This window comes from Symbiopectobacterium sp. RP (genome assembly GCF_050472005.1).
Lineage (GTDB): Bacteria > Pseudomonadota > Gammaproteobacteria > Enterobacterales > Enterobacteriaceae > Symbiopectobacterium.
Genome location: NZ_JBGOGS010000001.1, coordinates 1,016,052 through 1,031,341, shown reverse-complemented (window position 1 = coordinate 1,031,341; position 15,290 = coordinate 1,016,052). Strand labels below are relative to the sequence as shown.

General features: G+C 50.2%; 15 protein-coding genes, 1 tRNA gene and 7 pseudogenes. 11 read left to right on the top strand and 12 right to left on the bottom strand.

From position 1 onward, the window contains the following. Nucleotides 1–68 precede the first annotated feature (68 nt). Nucleotides 69–1,730 (bottom strand): DNA repair protein RecN, encoded by a 1,662-nt coding sequence (gene recN, locus ACD630_RS06700; protein WP_430358529.1) that lies wholly within the window; start codon nt 1,728–1,730, stop codon nt 69–71. A gap of 87 nt (nt 1,731–1,817) precedes the next feature. Beyond that, nucleotides 1,818–2,696, bottom strand: coding sequence for an NAD(+) kinase (nadK, locus tag ACD630_RS06695; protein WP_430358528.1), 879 nt, complete (start codon nt 2,694–2,696; stop codon nt 1,818–1,820). A 130-nt stretch (nt 2,697–2,826) separates the two neighbouring features. Between nadK and grpE the strand changes: the two genes are divergently transcribed. After that, nucleotides 2,827–3,414: a nucleotide exchange factor GrpE gene (grpE, locus tag ACD630_RS06690; RefSeq protein WP_430359928.1), complete on the top strand. Its 588-nt coding sequence runs from the start codon at nt 2,827–2,829 to the stop codon at nt 3,412–3,414. 241 nt (nt 3,415–3,655) lie between these two features. Beyond that, the gene (locus ACD630_RS06685) at nt 3,656–4,183 is read left to right on the top strand and encodes an IS630 transposase-related protein (RefSeq protein ID WP_430358527.1); all 528 of its coding nucleotides are present in this window, start codon (nt 3,656–3,658) and stop codon (nt 4,181–4,183) included. A 22-nt stretch (nt 4,184–4,205) separates the two neighbouring features. On the opposite strand, the pseudogene ACD630_RS06680 reads toward ACD630_RS06685, so the two are convergent. The 3 genes and pseudogenes from ACD630_RS06680 to ACD630_RS06670 form a co-directional block, all read right to left on the bottom strand. Beyond that, nucleotides 4,206–4,844 (bottom strand): annotated as a pseudogene (locus tag ACD630_RS06680) (IS256 family transposase); the annotation flags it as partial. Nucleotides 4,845–4,867: 23 nt separating this feature from the next. Next, nucleotides 4,868–5,563, bottom strand: a complete 696-nt coding sequence (locus tag ACD630_RS06675) for an IS630 family transposase (RefSeq protein WP_430359927.1) — start codon at nt 5,561–5,563, stop codon at nt 4,868–4,870. 95 nt (nt 5,564–5,658) lie between these two features. Beyond that, on the bottom strand, nt 5,659–5,790 hold the full coding sequence (locus tag ACD630_RS06670) for an IS630 transposase-related protein (RefSeq protein ID WP_430358526.1): 132 nt from the start codon (nt 5,788–5,790) through the stop codon (nt 5,659–5,661). Nucleotides 5,791–6,171: 381 nt separating this feature from the next. Between ACD630_RS06670 and ACD630_RS06665 the strand changes: the two genes are divergently transcribed. Further along, nucleotides 6,172–6,774 (top strand): hypothetical protein, encoded by a 603-nt coding sequence (locus tag ACD630_RS06665; protein WP_430358525.1) that lies wholly within the window; start codon nt 6,172–6,174, stop codon nt 6,772–6,774. Here the strand turns inward: ACD630_RS06665 and ACD630_RS06660 are convergent. Next, nucleotides 6,723–6,845 carry a hypothetical protein gene (locus ACD630_RS06660; protein WP_430358524.1) on the bottom strand — a complete coding sequence of 41 codons (123 nt, stop codon included), beginning with the start codon at nt 6,843–6,845 and terminating at the stop codon, nt 6,723–6,725. The two genes, ACD630_RS06665 and ACD630_RS06660, sit on opposite strands and share 52 nt — an antisense overlap. A 167-nt stretch (nt 6,846–7,012) precedes the next feature. Here ACD630_RS06660 and ACD630_RS06655 point away from each other — a divergent pair, with 167 nt between their 5' ends. Together ACD630_RS06655 and ACD630_RS06650 are read left to right on the top strand one after the other, a co-directional pair. Then, on the top strand, nt 7,013–7,267 hold the full coding sequence (locus tag ACD630_RS06655) for a hypothetical protein (RefSeq protein WP_430358523.1): 255 nt from the start codon (nt 7,013–7,015) through the stop codon (nt 7,265–7,267). Between the two features lie 63 nt (nt 7,268–7,330). Beyond that, nucleotides 7,331–7,561 (top strand): hypothetical protein, encoded by a 231-nt coding sequence (locus ACD630_RS06650; RefSeq protein ID WP_430358522.1) that lies wholly within the window; start codon nt 7,331–7,333, stop codon nt 7,559–7,561. A 127-nt stretch (nt 7,562–7,688) separates the two neighbouring features. Here the strand turns inward: ACD630_RS06650 and ACD630_RS06645 are convergent. From ACD630_RS06645 to phoB, 3 genes and pseudogenes are all read right to left on the bottom strand, one after another. After that, nucleotides 7,689–8,616 (bottom strand): annotated as a pseudogene (locus tag ACD630_RS06645) (PstS family phosphate ABC transporter substrate-binding protein). Nucleotides 8,617–8,630: 14 nt separating this feature from the next. Beyond that, the gene (phoR, locus tag ACD630_RS06640; RefSeq protein WP_430358521.1) at nt 8,631–9,953 is read right to left on the bottom strand and encodes a phosphate regulon sensor histidine kinase PhoR; all 1,323 of its coding nucleotides are present in this window, start codon (nt 9,951–9,953) and stop codon (nt 8,631–8,633) included. 66 nt (nt 9,954–10,019) lie between these two features. Beyond that, nucleotides 10,020–10,709, bottom strand: coding sequence for a phosphate response regulator transcription factor PhoB (gene phoB / locus ACD630_RS06635; protein WP_430358520.1), 690 nt, complete (start codon nt 10,707–10,709; stop codon nt 10,020–10,022). Nucleotides 10,710–10,981: 272 nt separating this feature from the next. On the opposite strand from phoB, the pseudogene sbcD reads away from it, so the two are divergent. From sbcD to ACD630_RS06615, 4 genes and pseudogenes are all read left to right on the top strand, one after another. Then, nucleotides 10,982–11,583 (top strand): annotated as a pseudogene (sbcD, locus tag ACD630_RS06630) (exonuclease subunit SbcD); the annotation flags it as partial. Nucleotides 11,584–11,594: 11 nt separating this feature from the next. Beyond that, a complete protein-coding gene (locus ACD630_RS06625) occupies nt 11,595–11,777 on the top strand; it encodes a hypothetical protein (RefSeq protein WP_430358519.1) in 183 nt (60 codons plus the stop codon). A 176-nt stretch (nt 11,778–11,953) separates the two neighbouring features. Beyond that, nucleotides 11,954–12,676: pseudogene (locus ACD630_RS06620) on the top strand (IS256 family transposase); the annotation flags it as partial. Nucleotides 12,677–13,079: 403 nt separating this feature from the next. Further along, nucleotides 13,080–13,167, top strand: a tRNA-Ser gene (locus ACD630_RS06615). Between the two features lie 66 nt (nt 13,168–13,233). Here the strand turns inward: ACD630_RS06615 and ACD630_RS06610 are convergent. Continuing rightward, nucleotides 13,234–13,404 (bottom strand): annotated as a pseudogene (locus ACD630_RS06610) (tyrosine-type recombinase/integrase); the annotation flags it as partial. Between the two features lie 165 nt (nt 13,405–13,569). Here ACD630_RS06610 and ACD630_RS06605 point away from each other — a divergent pair. Both ACD630_RS06605 and ACD630_RS06600 read left to right on the top strand, forming a co-directional pair. Further along, a pseudogene (locus tag ACD630_RS06605) lies at nt 13,570–13,914 on the top strand (transposase); the annotation flags it as partial. Between the two features lie 59 nt (nt 13,915–13,973). Beyond that, nucleotides 13,974–14,321: pseudogene (locus ACD630_RS06600) on the top strand (transposase); the annotation flags it as partial. Nucleotides 14,322–14,396: 75 nt separating this feature from the next. Here the strand turns inward: ACD630_RS06600 and ACD630_RS06595 are convergent. Both ACD630_RS06595 and arnF read right to left on the bottom strand, forming a co-directional pair. After that, complete coding sequence (locus ACD630_RS06595) at nt 14,397–14,675, bottom strand: PocR ligand-binding domain-containing protein (protein ID WP_430358518.1); 279 nt, start codon at nt 14,673–14,675, stop codon at nt 14,397–14,399. 218 nt (nt 14,676–14,893) lie between these two features. Then, complete coding sequence (gene arnF / locus ACD630_RS06590) at nt 14,894–15,283, bottom strand: 4-amino-4-deoxy-L-arabinose-phosphoundecaprenol flippase subunit ArnF (protein WP_430358517.1); 390 nt, start codon at nt 15,281–15,283, stop codon at nt 14,894–14,896. Between the last annotated feature and the right edge of the window lie 7 nt (nt 15,284–15,290).

Sequence of the window (15,290 nt, the reverse complement as noted above, 5' to 3'; positions counted from 1 at the left end):
TGAACGCTAACGGTAACAACGATAAAACGCACTCAATTAGCCATGGCTCGCGATGCCTGATGCTGTTTTTACGCAGCCAGTAACTCTTTAGCGTTCGCCAATGTGTTTTTGGTGACTGCGCTGCCACCCAACAAACGTGCCAGCTCTTGCAACCTTGCGCGTTTGTCCAACGGTTGCATCAGCGTTTCAGTAGCAGCACCATCGGTATGTTTGCTGACAAAGAAATGTTGATGACCGCAGCCAGCAACTTGCGGTAAGTGGGTGACACACATCACCTGCGTGGATGTGCCGAGTTGACGTAGCATTTTGCCAACAATCGCGGCGGTTGGGCCGCTGATACCGACATCGACTTCGTCGAAAATTAGCGCTGGAGTATCCATTTTACGCGCAGTGATCACCTGAATGATCAGTGCGATACGGGAGAGTTCACCGCCGGAGGCGATCTTCACCAGAGCCTGATGCGGTTGACCCGGGTTAGTCGTGACCAGAAACGCGATGCTGTCTGCGCCATAGGCTGTCAGGCGCTCCGGCGAAAACTCTACTTCAATGGAGAAATGGCCGTGCGGCATGGCGAGTTCATGCATCTGTGCCGTAATCAACTGAGACAATTCATGCGCATGGTGTTGACGGCGGGCATGTAACTGTTCCGCTGCGTGCAGTGCCTGTTGGTGATACTCGCTAACGGCAAGGCTCAGCGTGGCGTGGTTGCTCTCTTGTTCTGCCAACTGCTGCTGTTCATCCAGTAGTTGCTGGTAGAATGCCGGCAGGTTTTCCGGGGGGACGTGATGTTTGCGCGCCAGCGCCATTTGGCGTGATAAACGCTGCTCCAGCTCGTAGAGTCGGGTCGGGTCGAGATCCGTTTGTTCGCTGTAGTGGCGCAACTCATCACTGGCTTCACTGATCTGAATGCTGGCTTCTTCCAGCATATTCAGCACGCTGCCCAGCTTTTCATCCATAGTGACGAGTTCGCCGAGTTGGTGCTTTGCGCTGTGGAGCATGCTCATGATGTTCTGATCGTCGTTTTCGCTGAGCAACTGCAATGTCTGCTGGCTGAGTGACAGCAGTTGACCGCTGTTAGCCAGCAGTTTGTATTCGACGTCAATTTGTTCGTATTCGCCGGGCTGTGGGGCAAACTCTTTCAACTCCTTGAGCTGGTATTGCAACAGTTCACGGCGTGCCTCACGTTCGATATTCGCTTGTTGCAGCTGTGCCAGATCGCGACAACTTTGGTGCCACTGCTGCCAGATTTGTTGCATGGCAGCAAGCAGCTGCGGTTCGTCGGCATAGGCATCCAGCAGATGACGTTGGTGTTCAGGTTTGAGCAACAACTGGTGAGCGTGCTGGCCGTGCAGTTGGATCAGGTGTTGGCCGAGCTCACGCAGCTGCGATAATGGCACGGCGGTGCCATTGATAAAACCGCGTGAACGCCCGTCTGCACTGATCACCCGGCGTAGCAGGCACTCGTTGCTGTCATCCAGTTGGTTTTGCTCCAGCCATGCTTTTGCCGCAGGAGTATCGCTGAGGGCGAAACGGGCACAGATGTCGGCACGCTGCGCGCCGGGACGCACCATGCTGGCGTCAGAGCGGTTGCCTAGGCACAGGCCCAATGCGTCAATCGCGATAGATTTGCCCGCGCCGGTTTCGCCGGTGATAACGCTCATACCTGATTGAAAATCAATTTCTAACTCACGCACAATAGCGAAATGGCTGATAGTGAGTTGCGCCAGCATGAATCACCTTCCTGTATGTAACAGCGGACTGTAATTGCATACAGTATAATGCCGTTTTTTAACCAGTAAAGTGGCCAGCGCGAAATTTTAAAATAATTTTTTCGACCACCCCAGCTTTGTGCTTAGTGTATTGAAATAGCTGTAATTTTCTGGGTGTATCAAATTTAGTGAGTATTGGCTGCGAGTAATCAGTACCTCTTCCCCTTCCTGTACCGGCAGGGTTATCTGGCTGTCACAGCTCAACTCCAGATCGTGTGTGATATGAGAAAACTTCAGGCGGATGGTGCTGCTGCTGTTTATCACCAGTGGGCGCGCTGAAAGCGTATGGGGAAACATTGGCACCAGCGCGATGGCATCCAGTGTCGGTGTCAGGATGGGGCCGCCACCGGAAAGCGAGTAAGCGGTGGAACCGGTAGGCGTTGAGATAATCAGGCCGTCCGAGCGTTGTGAGAAGGCGAAACGATCGTCAATATAGACTTCAAATTCAATCATATGGGCGACTTTTCCGGGGTGCAGTACCACTTCATTGATCGCCGTGCTGGTGCTGTCAGGCTGATCGCGACGGCAAACGTGCGCTTCCAGCATAAAGCGCCGTTCGCTCAGGTAGCGCCCTTCCAACACCTCGGTAAGCTGTTGCTGTGCCTGATCGGGATCGAGATCGGTCAGGAAGCCGAGATTTCCTCGGTTGACGCCAATCACATCAATGTCATAGCGAGAGAGCACGCGAGCGGCACCTAGCATATTGCCATCGCCGCCAACCACCACGGCCAAATCGGCTTGCATGCCGATTTCCGCCAAGCTGTCGGTCAACGCATCGGGCAGGTTTAGCTCGTGGGCAATATGCTGCTCCAGCATGACTTGGTAGCCCTTGCTGTGCAGCCAGTGATACAACATCTCATGCGTCGCCAGTGCCGTGGGGTGGCGCGGGTGGCCCACAATGCCAATGCAATTGAACTGTTTCGTCATCGTTATGCTTTTCCTTACCCTGAGCCGCCCGTTATCACGAAATCTGTCGGTATATGTGACTACTTCTCTTGAATCCCCGGTTTTCATCCCCATAATAAGCGAGATGAATGCTAAAACCGCGGAGAATTTCATGAGTAGTAAAGAACAGAAGTCGCCTGACGAGCAAGTCGTAGATCAAATGGAAGCGGCACAGGGGCAACATGCGGAAGTGGAACCTGCAACGACAGACGTCGCCGATCCGCGTGATGAACGTATTGCCGAATTGGAAGCGCAACTGAACGAACTACAGCAGCGTGAGCGCGATACCGTGCTGCGTGCGCGTGCTGAAACGGACAATATCCGCCGTCGCGCTGAAATGGACGTGGAAAAAGCGCATAAATTTGCGCTGGAAAAATTTGCGGGTGAAATGTTGTCAGTGATTGATAACCTCGAGCGTTCGCTCGATGCAGCCGATCGCAGCAATGAGTCCCTCGCCTCGTTGATTGAGGGGGTGGAACTGACGCTGAAATCGCTGCTGGATGCTGTGCACAAGTTTGGTATTGAGGTGGTGGGTGACGTGAACGTGCCGTTTAATCCGGAAGTGCACCAGGCCATGACCATGCTGGAATCGGCCGACCATGCGCCAAATTCCGTCATGATGGTGATGCAAAAAGGTTACACTCTGAACGGTCGTTTGCTGCGTCCCGCCATGGTTGCCGTTTCCAAAGTGAAGAGCTGATTTCCCTGAGCGACCCGAGTCTGCCTTGAAGACGGGCGTAACAAATTGAAATCAATAAAAACCCCAAGTGACTTTACCTTGGTTTTTTGTTTATATTTTGTTAATAATCTGGCGTAGATCACATTTTTAGCGATGCGTGCGTGTCGAGGGCCGTGCTGGCAAAGAGGTAGTCGTGAACCTATCAGGCTAAACGGATGTCCCTGCTATAGCTAAACGACTTAATTTTGATTACATTATTTAAATGAGCTATTCAATTGATTTTAGACGTAAAGTGATATCTACATGGGAAGAAGAAGGGTTGAGTATCCGGGAAACAGCGAAGCAATTTCGGATTGGCCCTGCCTCTGTATCGCGTTGGATTAATCAAATAGCGTCAAAAGCATCGACCACGCGTCAGCGAAAGATCGATAAATCCGAGTTGATAAAAGATGTTGAACCATATCCAGATGATTACCAAAAAGAACGTGCAGAGCGTTTTGGCGTTTGTCAGAAGGCCATTTGGCAAGCTCTTAAAAAGCTGGGATTGACCTATAAAAAAACTCTACGTCATCCGAAAGCCGACGAAAGCGCCCGGCAAGCATTTCAACAAAAAATACAACAGTATGAAAAAGAAGGCAAACCTATTGTTTTTATTGATGAAAGTGGTTTTCCACACGATACCCCACGGACTCACGGCTATTCCCCAAAAGGTCAACGGTGTTTTGGCCTGAAGAACTGGGGAGCCAAGGGAAGAACAAATGTTATCAGCGCTTTATTAGAGCCTGTTTAAGATTTTGTGTAAATGCCTTTCCTCAGAAGTGACCGTCAAGACGGTCACCGAACTCGATAATAAAGCGACTCATTGCCATACGCCAGTCCTGTAAGGGCATCGTCCATTTCTGTGATGCCGCCTGGATTGCCAGCCATACGACCTTCTTCACCGAGTCATCAGTCGGGAACACCTTGCGTTTCTTGATTGCATGCCGGAGCACGCTGTTCAGTGATTCTATAGCGTTCGTCGTGTAGATTACCTTGCGAAGTTCCTGCGGGTACGAGAAGAATGTCGACAGGTTGGCCCAGTTTGACTGCCAGCTCCGGCTTATCTGCGGATAGCGGTGATCCCATGTCCCACCGAACGTCTCCAGCGCCTGAAGCGCGGCCTCTTCGGTTAGAGCCTGATACACTGCTTTGAGGTCGCGTGTTACCGCCTTATAGTCCTTCCAGGCAATGAAGCGCAGACTGTTGCGCACCATGTGCACGATGCACAACTGGATGCGTGCTTCCGGGTAGACCGTGTTGATGGCATCCGGGAACCCTTTCAGGCCGTCCACACAGGCAATGAGGATGCCGGTCAGGCCACGGTTTTTCAGTTCTGTCAGCACGTTCAGCCAGAACTTTGCACCTTCATTTTCGGCCAGCCACATCCCCAGTAGCTCTTTCTGGCCTTCGATATAGCAAAGCGACTTAATTTTGATTACACCATATGGACTGAGAACAAAATCTCTGTATCGCAACCACTCTCTCTTTTTTTGCTTTTTGCTTGTGCCCATTTATGCTCAATGGGGTTAAGGTCTGGCGAATATGTAGGCAAATACTCCACAATATACCCTGCATCGATGATGACTTGTTGAATATTATGTTTTTTGTGAAAAGTTGCATTGTCCATCACGATTACCCTGTTTTTAGGGGGTACTGGGATAAGGACTTGTGTGACCCAGGAATAGAAAACATCGCTGTTAATATTGATATCAAATAATCCGATAGCAAACAGCGTTGTGCCTAATAAAGCGCCGATAACATTTGTTCTTCCCTTGGCTCCCCAGTTCTTCAGGCCAAAACACCGTTGACCTTTTGGGGAATAGCCGTGAGTCCGTGGGGTATCGTGTGGAAAGCCACTTTCATCAATAAAAACAATAGGTTTGCCTTCTTTTTCATACTGTTGTATTTTTTGTTGAAATGCTTGCCGGGCGCTTTCGTCGGCTTTCGGATGACGTAGCGTTTTTTTATAGGTCAATCCCAGCTTTTTAAGAGCTTGCCAAATGGCCTTCTGACAAACGCCAAAACGCTCTGCACGTTCTTTTTGGTAATCATCTGGATATGGTTCAACATCTTTTATCAACTCGGATTTATCGATCTTTCGCTGACGCGTGGTCGATGCTTTTGACGCTATAGCAAAGCGACATTATTTTGATAACAATTAACTGTTAGCTGTATTTTTTTGGCACATATCAGGGCATTGGCTGTAATCATTTTTAAGTCGGTTGGCTATATTTGATTAATCCAACGCGATACAGAGGCAGGGCCAATCCGAAATTGCTTCGCTGTTTCTCGGATACTCAACCCTTCTTCTTCCCGTGTAGATATCACTTTACGTCTAAAATCAATTGAATAGCTCATTTAAATAATGCAATCAAAATTAAGTTGTTTAGCTGTACTTTAGCCATGATAACCTCCTGATCTTTCGCAACAACGCCTTCACGTCACGGCGTGAGGCAAGCGGCATTGCAAAATAGTTTCAAAATAAATAGTCACTCCGTACAGTAATCACGCCTTATACTTATTTAGACATCTGGACGGCTAGAAAGTAAGTGAATCCTGTCATGGCAACAGGTTGAGGGCAATAGAATAATTTTCATTTTCCGCGACTAACATGAATAAAATTCACGTCAGACTGATGACAAAGTCACTTTCCCCTCATTACTCCCCGGCTTTCTCCCCTCGTTATCCTCGGCGAAAGGCATAGGTATCTACACATCTTTTGCAATATCTGCTATTACGTTGCTGCATGATCTCAACTTATCCATCGGCGGGATTGATGCCCGCCTTAACCGGCGTTATCAGCGTCTGGTTAAGCAACACATGACTCCCCCAGCACCATTGGCGTCAGCCGTTAAAGACCTTGCCTGCGCGCAGAAAACAACATTCGCCACTACTCAGGCCGTTTGGCGTTTTTTTAATAATGAACGTATTAGCTTCAGTCAGCTCAATGAACCGATTATTTCGCTGGCTCTCCGGCAGGTTGCACTTAGCCCGCATCCATACGCTCCCGTCGTTCACGACTGGTCTCATTTACAGTTTCGTACCCACAATGGGAAAGAAGAACGTTTGAAAATGACGCATGGTGGCGACGTCGGTTATGAACTACAAACCAGCCTACTGGTTGATGCTGCAAATGGTTTACCAATAGCGCCCCTGTCTCAAACTCTAACCGATAGGGCGGGTTGTCGTTCAACGCTAACCAAGGGCTTGTCTGAGAGTCTGACTCATATGGATGCTTTGACGGCTGATATCGCCCGCGTTGAGTCTCTTGATACCGGGAAGAAGTTAGTTCATCTCATTGACCATGAAGGTGACTCTATCGGGCATATGTGCACATTATAGCCAAGCGACATTATTTTGATAACAATTAGCTGTATTTTTTTGCCACATATCAGGGCATTGGCTGTAATCATTTTTAAGTCGGTTGGCTATAAGCTCCTAGGGAATATGTTGGCTTATCCGGGGAAAAGAAGGGCATCGGGCCGAGTGGGGCGGTGACACCCGTAAAATTGGTGAAATTGCAGAAGATCTGCCATTTATCGCAAACGGACAGGTTGGCTGGAAAGGGAAAAAAGCCAATATGGAGATCGGGGAAACATCCGTGATCATAACGCGAACAGCAAAACTGAAGCGGAAAGACAAGAACACCGGACGGCGGGTGAAAGTTCAGCCAGGCGTAGCTCTGACACTCAGATTAGTTGTGGTTCACCTTACCGATACTCACGCTAAATTTATTGGACGCTGCTCACAAACGTTAGCAACGAGATCACCAGCGCGGAAGTCGCTCGCTGGTATTACTGGCGCTGGGGTATTGAATCCTTTTTTAAGCTGCTGAAAGGTGCCGGTCATGATGTAGAAAAATGGCTTCAGCGCAGTGCTGGTGCCCTGCTACGCTAGCATGGCATGTGTGCTGGTATGGCGGCTGCAACGCGCTGAAGGAGACGACAATGCGGCAGCCCGTCAGTTAATTTGCCGATTATCCGGACGACAACAAAAACGAGGGCGTAAAGAAAGCGCCCCAGCGCTGCTTGCCGGACTATCCATCCTGCTAAATACCTTGACGTTATTAGCAGACTATACCCCGGAAGAACTTGCCCACTTCGCTATGGTGGTTTTTAACCCTTTATGATGTGTAGATACCTATGGGGCGAAAGGCGGGGATCTCTGACAGAATGAACGCGTTTCACCTGCACGAGATTCCCGCCTTCGTGGGAATGACGGTGATGGGCGAGAATAATGGCGTGTTACAGGCCGAGCTACTGGCGTGCGTTAACCCGCACGTGCTCAGGCAAGGGAAGATAGCCATCCTGACTCACCAGACTTTGCACAGCGGTAGACAGTACCCGATCCATAAAGGCGGCCGTCAGTCTATCCAACACCTGCTCTGGCGCTTTGTTGACATAAATATAGAGGTAGCGCGCATAGGGATAACGCCCGCTGCGAATATTGTCCGGCGCAACATAGTCGTTTCCCTGCGCTGCCAGCGGCAGCATTTTCACTCCGCTGGCGCGAAAACCGATGCTGGCATAACCAATCGCCTGTGTGGAGGTAGCTACGACCTGCACCACCGACACAGAACCCGGTAGCTCATTTACCAGCGGCAAGAAATCACCGCCGCACAGCGCTTGCTGCTTAAAAAAAACCATAGGTGCCTGGCGCTGAGTTGCGCCCGTAGCGCAACACACGGCGCGATGCCCATTCCCCCGTCAGCCCAAGATCGCTCCAGTGGGTAACAGTTTGAGTCGCCCCGCAGCGATGTGTAATAGAGAACAGCGTATCGAGCTGTTGCACGTTCAAACCCGGCAGCGGATTATCCTGATTCACTAACACCATCAGCGCATCCATCGCCACCGGCACAGCCAGTGGTGGATACCCATAGCGTTGCACAAAGGCCTCAATCTCACTGGCCTTCATTGCACGGCTTATCGGACCGAGTTGTACCGCGCCGGAGGCAAGTGCTGTGGGGGGCGATGACGATCCCGCCGCCTGCATCTGTACGTTAACGCTGGGATAATGCTGGTTGAAATCGGTGGCCCAAAACGCCATCAGCGTCGCTAGGGTATCAGAGCAGGCACTTGAGAGATTACCCGCCAGCATTTGCTCACTGTGCGCAGTGTGGCTCCAGCCACTGAATAACAGCGCAGCACAGAGCAATAAATCCGAAAAAAGCGGGGCTGGCATCATAGGTCAACTATCCATCAGGCCGAAGGGGTGGTGCTATTCTCCGACAGAGAGGCAGGGACAATCAACCGGTTAGGAAGCGTAAACATAAAACGCGCTCCGGCACCAGGTTCACTGAGGATCTCCAGCCGCGAATCATGGTGGCTGAGCGCATGCTTAACGATAGCAAGCCCCAATCCGCTGCCGCCCGTTTGGCGTGAGCGGGCTTTGTCCACACGATAAAAACGCTCCGTCAGGCGAGGGATGTGCTCGGCGGCGATACCAGGACCATTATCGCTGACCTGAAACTGCGCACCCTGCGTGATTTTTTGCCAGCACACTTCAATGCGCGTGCCTTCCGGCGTGTGATTAACCGCGTTGTACACCAGATTGGAGAAAGCGCTGTGAAACTGCTCTTCATTGCCGTAAACGCTCAGCCCATCGTTGATGCGAAACACAATTTCGTGACGATCCTGACTCAGCGTCTGTGCTTCGCGTTGTAGTATGCGCAGCATACGTGGCACATCGACCTTTTCCGCCAGATTGATCGGTGCTGCTGCTTCGATTTTCGATAACGTGAGCAACTGTTTCACCAACCCATCCATGCGCCGCGCCTGCTCCTGAATGGTTGGAAGCGCTTTGCTGCGTAAGGCACCGTCCAGCGAATCGTCCTGCATCATCTCTAGGTAACCTTGCAGCACGGTGAGTGGAGTGCGTAATTCATGACTGACGTTGGCGAAGAAATTACGCCGAACCCCTTCCAACTGGTGCATCTGGGTAATGTCGCGCACAACCATCAATAACTGCCCTTCCGAGTACGGCATAACACGGAATTCGACATGGTGTGAATTGATCAACTGCAGGGTCAAGGCCAAGGAGAAATCCTGCTGACGCATGTATTGGGTGAACTCGGGATAGCGCAGCAAGTTGAGGATATTCTGGCCGTTATCTTCCGGCCAACGCAGGCTGAGCAAGTGCTGCGACAGACCGTTGCACCAGATAATGGTGCCCTCTTCGGTGGTAATCACCACACCATCGGGCAGCGACTCGGCACCGCTGCGAAAACGCTTGATCAGCAAAGCCAGCTCGCGCCGCCGCCGCCGATTGCGCAGCTGCATTTGATACAACCCGTAAAACAGCGGCTCCCAACTCCAGCGCCCGGGTGGCGGTGTCATGCTGCGATCGACCCACAGCCAGTAGGAGAGTTTAAGCTGGTTGTAATAATTCCAGCCAAGCACCACCAGCACCGCCGCCAGCATAAACCAGGGCAGGTAGCCGAAAATCAGGCCAAGCAGCAGGGCTGGCAAGCAAAAAAAAGCCAGCTCCAATGCCAGCTTTTTCCACGAAAGACGTTCTAACACGTTAAAAATTCTCCGCTTTGGCGGTATTCAGCCACGATGTCGCGCTCGCTATGGCTCACGCGCACATCAATAACGCGTAGAAAAACGGTACCCCGTTCCCCGGACCGTTTGCACCATTTTATCGTGTCCGCTGGTTTCCAGCACCTTGCGCAAGCGACGAATATGCACGTCCACAGTACGATCCTCAACATAAACGTTAGTTCCCCAAACGTTATTGAGCAACTGCTCGCGGCTGTATACACGCTCAGCGTGCGTCATAAAGAAATGCAGCAGTTTGAATTCGGTCGGCCCCATCTCCAGCGCGTGTTGTTCTGTGGTAACGCGATGCGAAGTTGGGTCCAGACTCAACCCCCTCATTTCGATCACCTCTTCCACCGTCATGGGTGAAATACGGCGCATCACCGCATTGATGCGTGCTACCAGTTCTTTGGGCGAAAACGGCTTGGTGATATAATCATCCGCGCCAACCTCAAGCCCGCGTACGCGATCTTCCTCTTCACCGCGCGCCGTCAACATCATAACCGGAATATCCCGCGTCAGCGCTTCGCGCTTCATGTGCTTGATAAACTGCAATCCCGAGCCACTTGGCAGCATCCAGTCCAGCAGTACCAGATCCGGATAGGGTTCGGACAAACGCGTCACAGCGCTGTCATAATCTTCCGCTTCAACGGACTGATAGCCGTTTTGCTCTAACACGAAGCACACCATTTCACGGATCGGCGCTTCATCTTCTACGACCAGTATGCGTCTTGCCATTGTCCATCCTGCCGTTAGTCAGCGTATGAAACGCGTCAACAATAACGAAATCTCACCATTGCCCGCTTTACCTATATAAGGTGCCTGAGCAGCTTATCTTCTGCGGGCGAAAGCAGTATGCGTCAGTTTTATGACAGATTTATGAAAACCCAAACTGAAGGTAACACCCGATTTAGCCACTGTTTCCAAAATTTTCGCAGCGATAACGACAGCCGTCGCACTCACAGCTTATAATCGCCCTACAGTAGATAGCACGTCTAACAGGAAACGCCATGCGTATCATTCACACCGCAGACTGGCATCTGGGCCAATATTTTTATACTAAAAGTCGCGCACCGGAGCATCAAGCGTTTCTCGACTGGCTCATCGAGCAGATAACCGAACATCAGGTCGATGCGCTGATTGTGGCGGGTGATATCTTTGATAACGGTTCGCCGCCGAGCTACGCACGCGGATGCTCAACCGGTTTGTGGTGGCATTGCGCACCACGGGATGCCAATTGGTGTTGCTGGCCGGAAACCACGATGCGGTAGCAACCTTAAATGAATCGCGCGATCTGCTAGCATGCCTCAATACCCGTGTTATAGACAAACGACATTATTTTGATAACAATTAGCTGTATTTTTTTGCCACATATCATGGCATTGGCTGTAATCATTTTTAAGTCGGTTGGCTATATCACCAACGCCACCGAGGATGTGACGCTGCAGGTCTTCACACTTAATACCCATCAAGGCGCGCCCAGTGCAATTCTGTGCGCGATTCCCTGCGTCTGCGCGACATCCTGCGCAGCTTGGCGGGTCAATCCGGCGTGGAAAAACAGATCGCCTTGCAAGACGCCATCAGCGAACACTACGTGCAATGCTATAGCCAACCGACATTATTTTGATAACAGCCAGCTATGCTTTTTTGCCGCATATCAGGGTATCTGTTGTAATCATTTTTAAGTCGGTTGGCTATATCAGCACGCCTGCGATTTGCGCGACACGCTGGCAATGGCCCTGCCGAGAATTATGCTCATTTCTGCTGTACGGGGTTTCGGGGAGGGTGGGGTATCCTGCTGATTGATTTCGTGGATGATTTCAACAACAGAGAGATGATACCCCATGAAAAAGTCTACCCTACAGGTCTCCGCAGAACCAGATATTGCCGGTGATCCCTTGCATGAACTCATTCGTAACGGTGCCAAGCAACTGATATAGCCAAACGACTTAAAAATGATTACAGCCAATGCCATGATATGTGGCAAAAAAATACAGCTAATTGTTATCAAAATAATGTCGCTTGGCTATATCGGCGTCACTGAGCATAGACGTAAGGAGCTGGTTGCGGTCGAAGATGTTTATCGAGAGTCAGAAGCAAACTGGGCCGAACTTCTTAATGGCCTGCGAGCACGTGGCCTAACCGTATCTCCGAAGCTGGCTACGGGAGACGGTGCCCTTGGTTTTTGGAATGCAATGGCAAAGATATTCCCGGACACGCAGCACCAACGCTGTTGGGTGCACAAAACCGCTAATGTGTTGGCTTCACACCCCAAAGCCATGCAACCGAAAGTTAAGGCTGAGCTGCGGGAGGTTTGGCTAGCAGAGAGCCGCGATGCCGCTAATGAAGCCTTTGATGTTTTGTTGGCAAGGTTTTCAGCGAAGTATCCTGCAGCGATGAAGAAGCTGGAGAAAGCTCGAGAAGAACTGCTGGCATTCTACGACTTCCCGTCAGAGCACTGGGCGTCAATAAGAACGACAAATCCGATTGAATCGGCTTTTGCGACTGTGAGGCTACGAAGCAGAGGCGCGAAGAACGGTGGTTCGAGAGAAACAACCCTGTCAATGGTATTTAAGCTGCTCCAGTCAGCTCAGAAAAGCTGGAACCGACTAAGAGGATTTGACCTGCTGACCTTGGTTGTAAGCAACGTCCAATTTAAGGATGGAGAGCAGATTCACGAAGCATCAGAGCGGAACGTAGCCTGATCGCCATACACCAGATTTGCTAATAACTCCTGTTTTTCGTCCATAAAGTAACCTGCTTTTGATGTTGGATTGAACATATCAAAATCAGGCAATTACACAATCTCGTGTACAGGCTCCCTTGTTGCGTGCTGAGCAGTGAGCTTTCCTGTCTGGAAGAGACAACAATACGATCCATGGCAGCGACTCTCTCTGTTAACTGATTATTATGACTCAGGATATCAGCATAGATAGTTGCATAGGGTTATTAAAGACGTTTTACCCTTCTTTACGCTGTGAAGTGCTAATTTTATAAGCATTATGATGATATTACGTCCAGTTAACGCTAAATAGGTTATTTTTAGCGCAGTTGAGCGTTATCAGGCTTTACAACCTGTCGGGCTGCGTTTATAGTTCGCTTCGTTGTGGAGGGGTGGCCGAGTGGTTTAAGGCAGCGGTCTTGAAAACCGCCGAGTGTAACAGCTCCGTGAGTTCGAATCTCACCTCCTCTGCCAACTTTTTCAATAAGTTATGCAATTTTTAAATGTGGTAAAAACATCACTTAGCGTTAAGTTAGCGTATTATTGCTTAGTTGGTCCCATTTTAGGTGCATCCAAAGATGGCGTGACTCTAACTTTTCTGTCATACACCAGAACCTGATTCTCAGATTTATGTCCACTAAATAGTTACTTATCTTTCATGCTCCCTTTGTAATCTGATATGGCCTTAGCCTTCAAGTCATGAAATGTGCAATCAAGTTCGTAACCAAGTTGTACAGATGATGCTTTTGAACGTGCCTCCATCCATCGATTGCTGAAACCACGACCACTATAATGCCCTTGATGGAGCCTGTACACGAGATTGTGTAATTGCCTGATTTTGATATGTTCAATCCAACATCAAAAGCAGGTTACTTTATGGGCGAAAAACAGTTACATGCTCTGGCTAATGAGCTGGCCAAAAATCTCAAAACCCCTGACGCTCTCAACCAGTTTGATCGCCTGCTGAAAAAGATCTGCGTTGAAGCTGCCCTTAATGCTGAAATGACCCATCACCTCGGGCATGAGAAGCCCCAGTCCAAATCTGGAACTAACACGCGCAATGGCTACTCCACAAAGACTGTTACCACCGGCGATGGTCCGCTGGAACTGCGTACACCACGTGATCGTGATGGTTCCTTTGAACCGCAGCTGGTGAAGAAGAACCAGACCCGGATCACCGGGGAGTTATGCTCATTTCTGGTGTACGGGGTTTCGGGGAGGGTGGCGTATCCTGCTGATTGATTTCGTGGATGATTTCAACAACAGAGAGATGATACCTCATGAAAAAGTCTACCCTACAGGTCTCCGCAGAACCAGATATTGCCGGTGATCCCTTGCATGAACTCATTCGTAATGGTGCCAGGCAACTGATAGCTGCCGCCGTTGAGGTTGAGCTCGAAGCCATGCTGCAACAACATGCTGAACGCCGCCTTGACGATGGGCGTCATGCTGTCGTTCGTAACGGCTATTTGCCACAGCGAACCATACAGACGGGTATTGGGGATGTTGAAATTAAAGTGCCTAAGGTCAGGGAGCGCAGCGGCAACGGAATATGCTTCAACAGCGCGTTGTTGCCGCCTTATCTGAAACGTGCAAAAAGCGTCGAAGAGTTGCTACCATGGCTGTATAGCCAAGCGACATTATTTTGATAACAATTAGTTGTATTTTTTTGCCACATATCAGGGCATTGGCTGTAATCATTTTTAAGTCGGTTGGCTATAGCAGCGATACACCACCGGGCGGCAAGCCGCCATGGCAGCCCTTCCTCCGGCATCATCACAATCGTAGCAATGTTGCGCTAATGCAGGATTACGCCGCGAACGGGCGCAAAAATCAGAAAACCTGCTGGGTTTGGTAACCGGGACGCCTTTTTCATCAACAACCACCAATGCAATCATCATGGATTTGCTGAAGTTATCCTGCAACGTTTGCAGTCGGTCAACGTCAAGGATTTCTTGCAATGGGTATTTGTTGTTCATCATGCTCTTTTCTGTCAGTCAGACACCGTGTCTGAGAATCCGTTCTCACCTCTCCGCCGCCGTAGGAATATCCATTCAGTTCCTATTGATAACGGTTTTGTATTATTTACGATCTCCAGTATGGATGCTATGACCTATCTCACACGGTGCTATTGCGATAAGAATGACAAGAAATTACACCTGAAAATGTTTGTTTTGTTTGAGCCCGATCGACTCTTGCGCTATGACGAGGTAGAGGTTTTCTCTTCACGTTCCGGCCAGCAAACCAACAAAACACCCACCATAATGGCGAACACGCCGATGCACGCCAGCCATGAAAAATGCTCTGGATAGTCGGGTAAGAGAAGCGAAGCAAACCACACCAGCACATAGCTCAGGCTCAAAAATGCGTAGGCTTTGCCCAGCGCCAGACGCTGTAAGGCGAATTGCCAGACAATGAGCGACAGCACGTAACACCCCAGCCCAGCGGTAAGCAGCAGCCACTGGCACGCTGCGCCATCCCACAGTATGCGTATCGACCATACCGGTGGCAATCCAGACAGGGCGTATTTAATCGCCAGCTGCGCGATGCTGACCAACATGACGCTGAGGCACGCCGCTAGATATCCCATGCTGTCG

Bases quoted from the DNA above. Each gene is read 5' to 3' on its own strand.
- recN (WP_430358529.1), bottom strand. From the start codon at position 1,730: ATGCTGGCGCAACTCACTATCAGCCATTTCGCTATTGTGCGTGAGTTA.
- nadK (WP_430358528.1), bottom strand. From the start codon at position 2,696: ATGACGAAACAGTTCAATTGCATTGGCATTGTGGGCCACCCGCGCCAC.
- grpE (WP_430359928.1), top strand. From the start codon at position 2,827: ATGAGTAGTAAAGAACAGAAGTCGCCTGACGAGCAAGTCGTAGATCAA.
- ACD630_RS06685 (WP_430358527.1), top strand. From the start codon at position 3,656: ATGAGCTATTCAATTGATTTTAGACGTAAAGTGATATCTACATGGGAA.
- ACD630_RS06670 (WP_430358526.1), bottom strand. From the start codon at position 5,790: ATGAGCTATTCAATTGATTTTAGACGTAAAGTGATATCTACACGGGAA.
- ACD630_RS06660 (WP_430358524.1), bottom strand. From the start codon at position 6,845: ATGATTACAGCCAATGCCCTGATATGTGGCAAAAAAATACAGCTAATT.
- ACD630_RS06655 (WP_430358523.1), top strand. From the start codon at position 7,013: ATGGAGATCGGGGAAACATCCGTGATCATAACGCGAACAGCAAAACTG.
- ACD630_RS06650 (WP_430358522.1), top strand. From the start codon at position 7,331: ATGGCATGTGTGCTGGTATGGCGGCTGCAACGCGCTGAAGGAGACGAC.
- phoB (WP_430358520.1), bottom strand. From the start codon at position 10,709: ATGGCAAGACGCATACTGGTCGTAGAAGATGAAGCGCCGATCCGTGAA.
- ACD630_RS06595 (WP_430358518.1), bottom strand. From the start codon at position 14,675: ATGATGAACAACAAATACCCATTGCAAGAAATCCTTGACGTTGACCGA.
- arnF (WP_430358517.1), bottom strand. From the start codon at position 15,283: ATGGGATATCTAGCGGCGTGCCTCAGCGTCATGTTGGTCAGCATCGCG.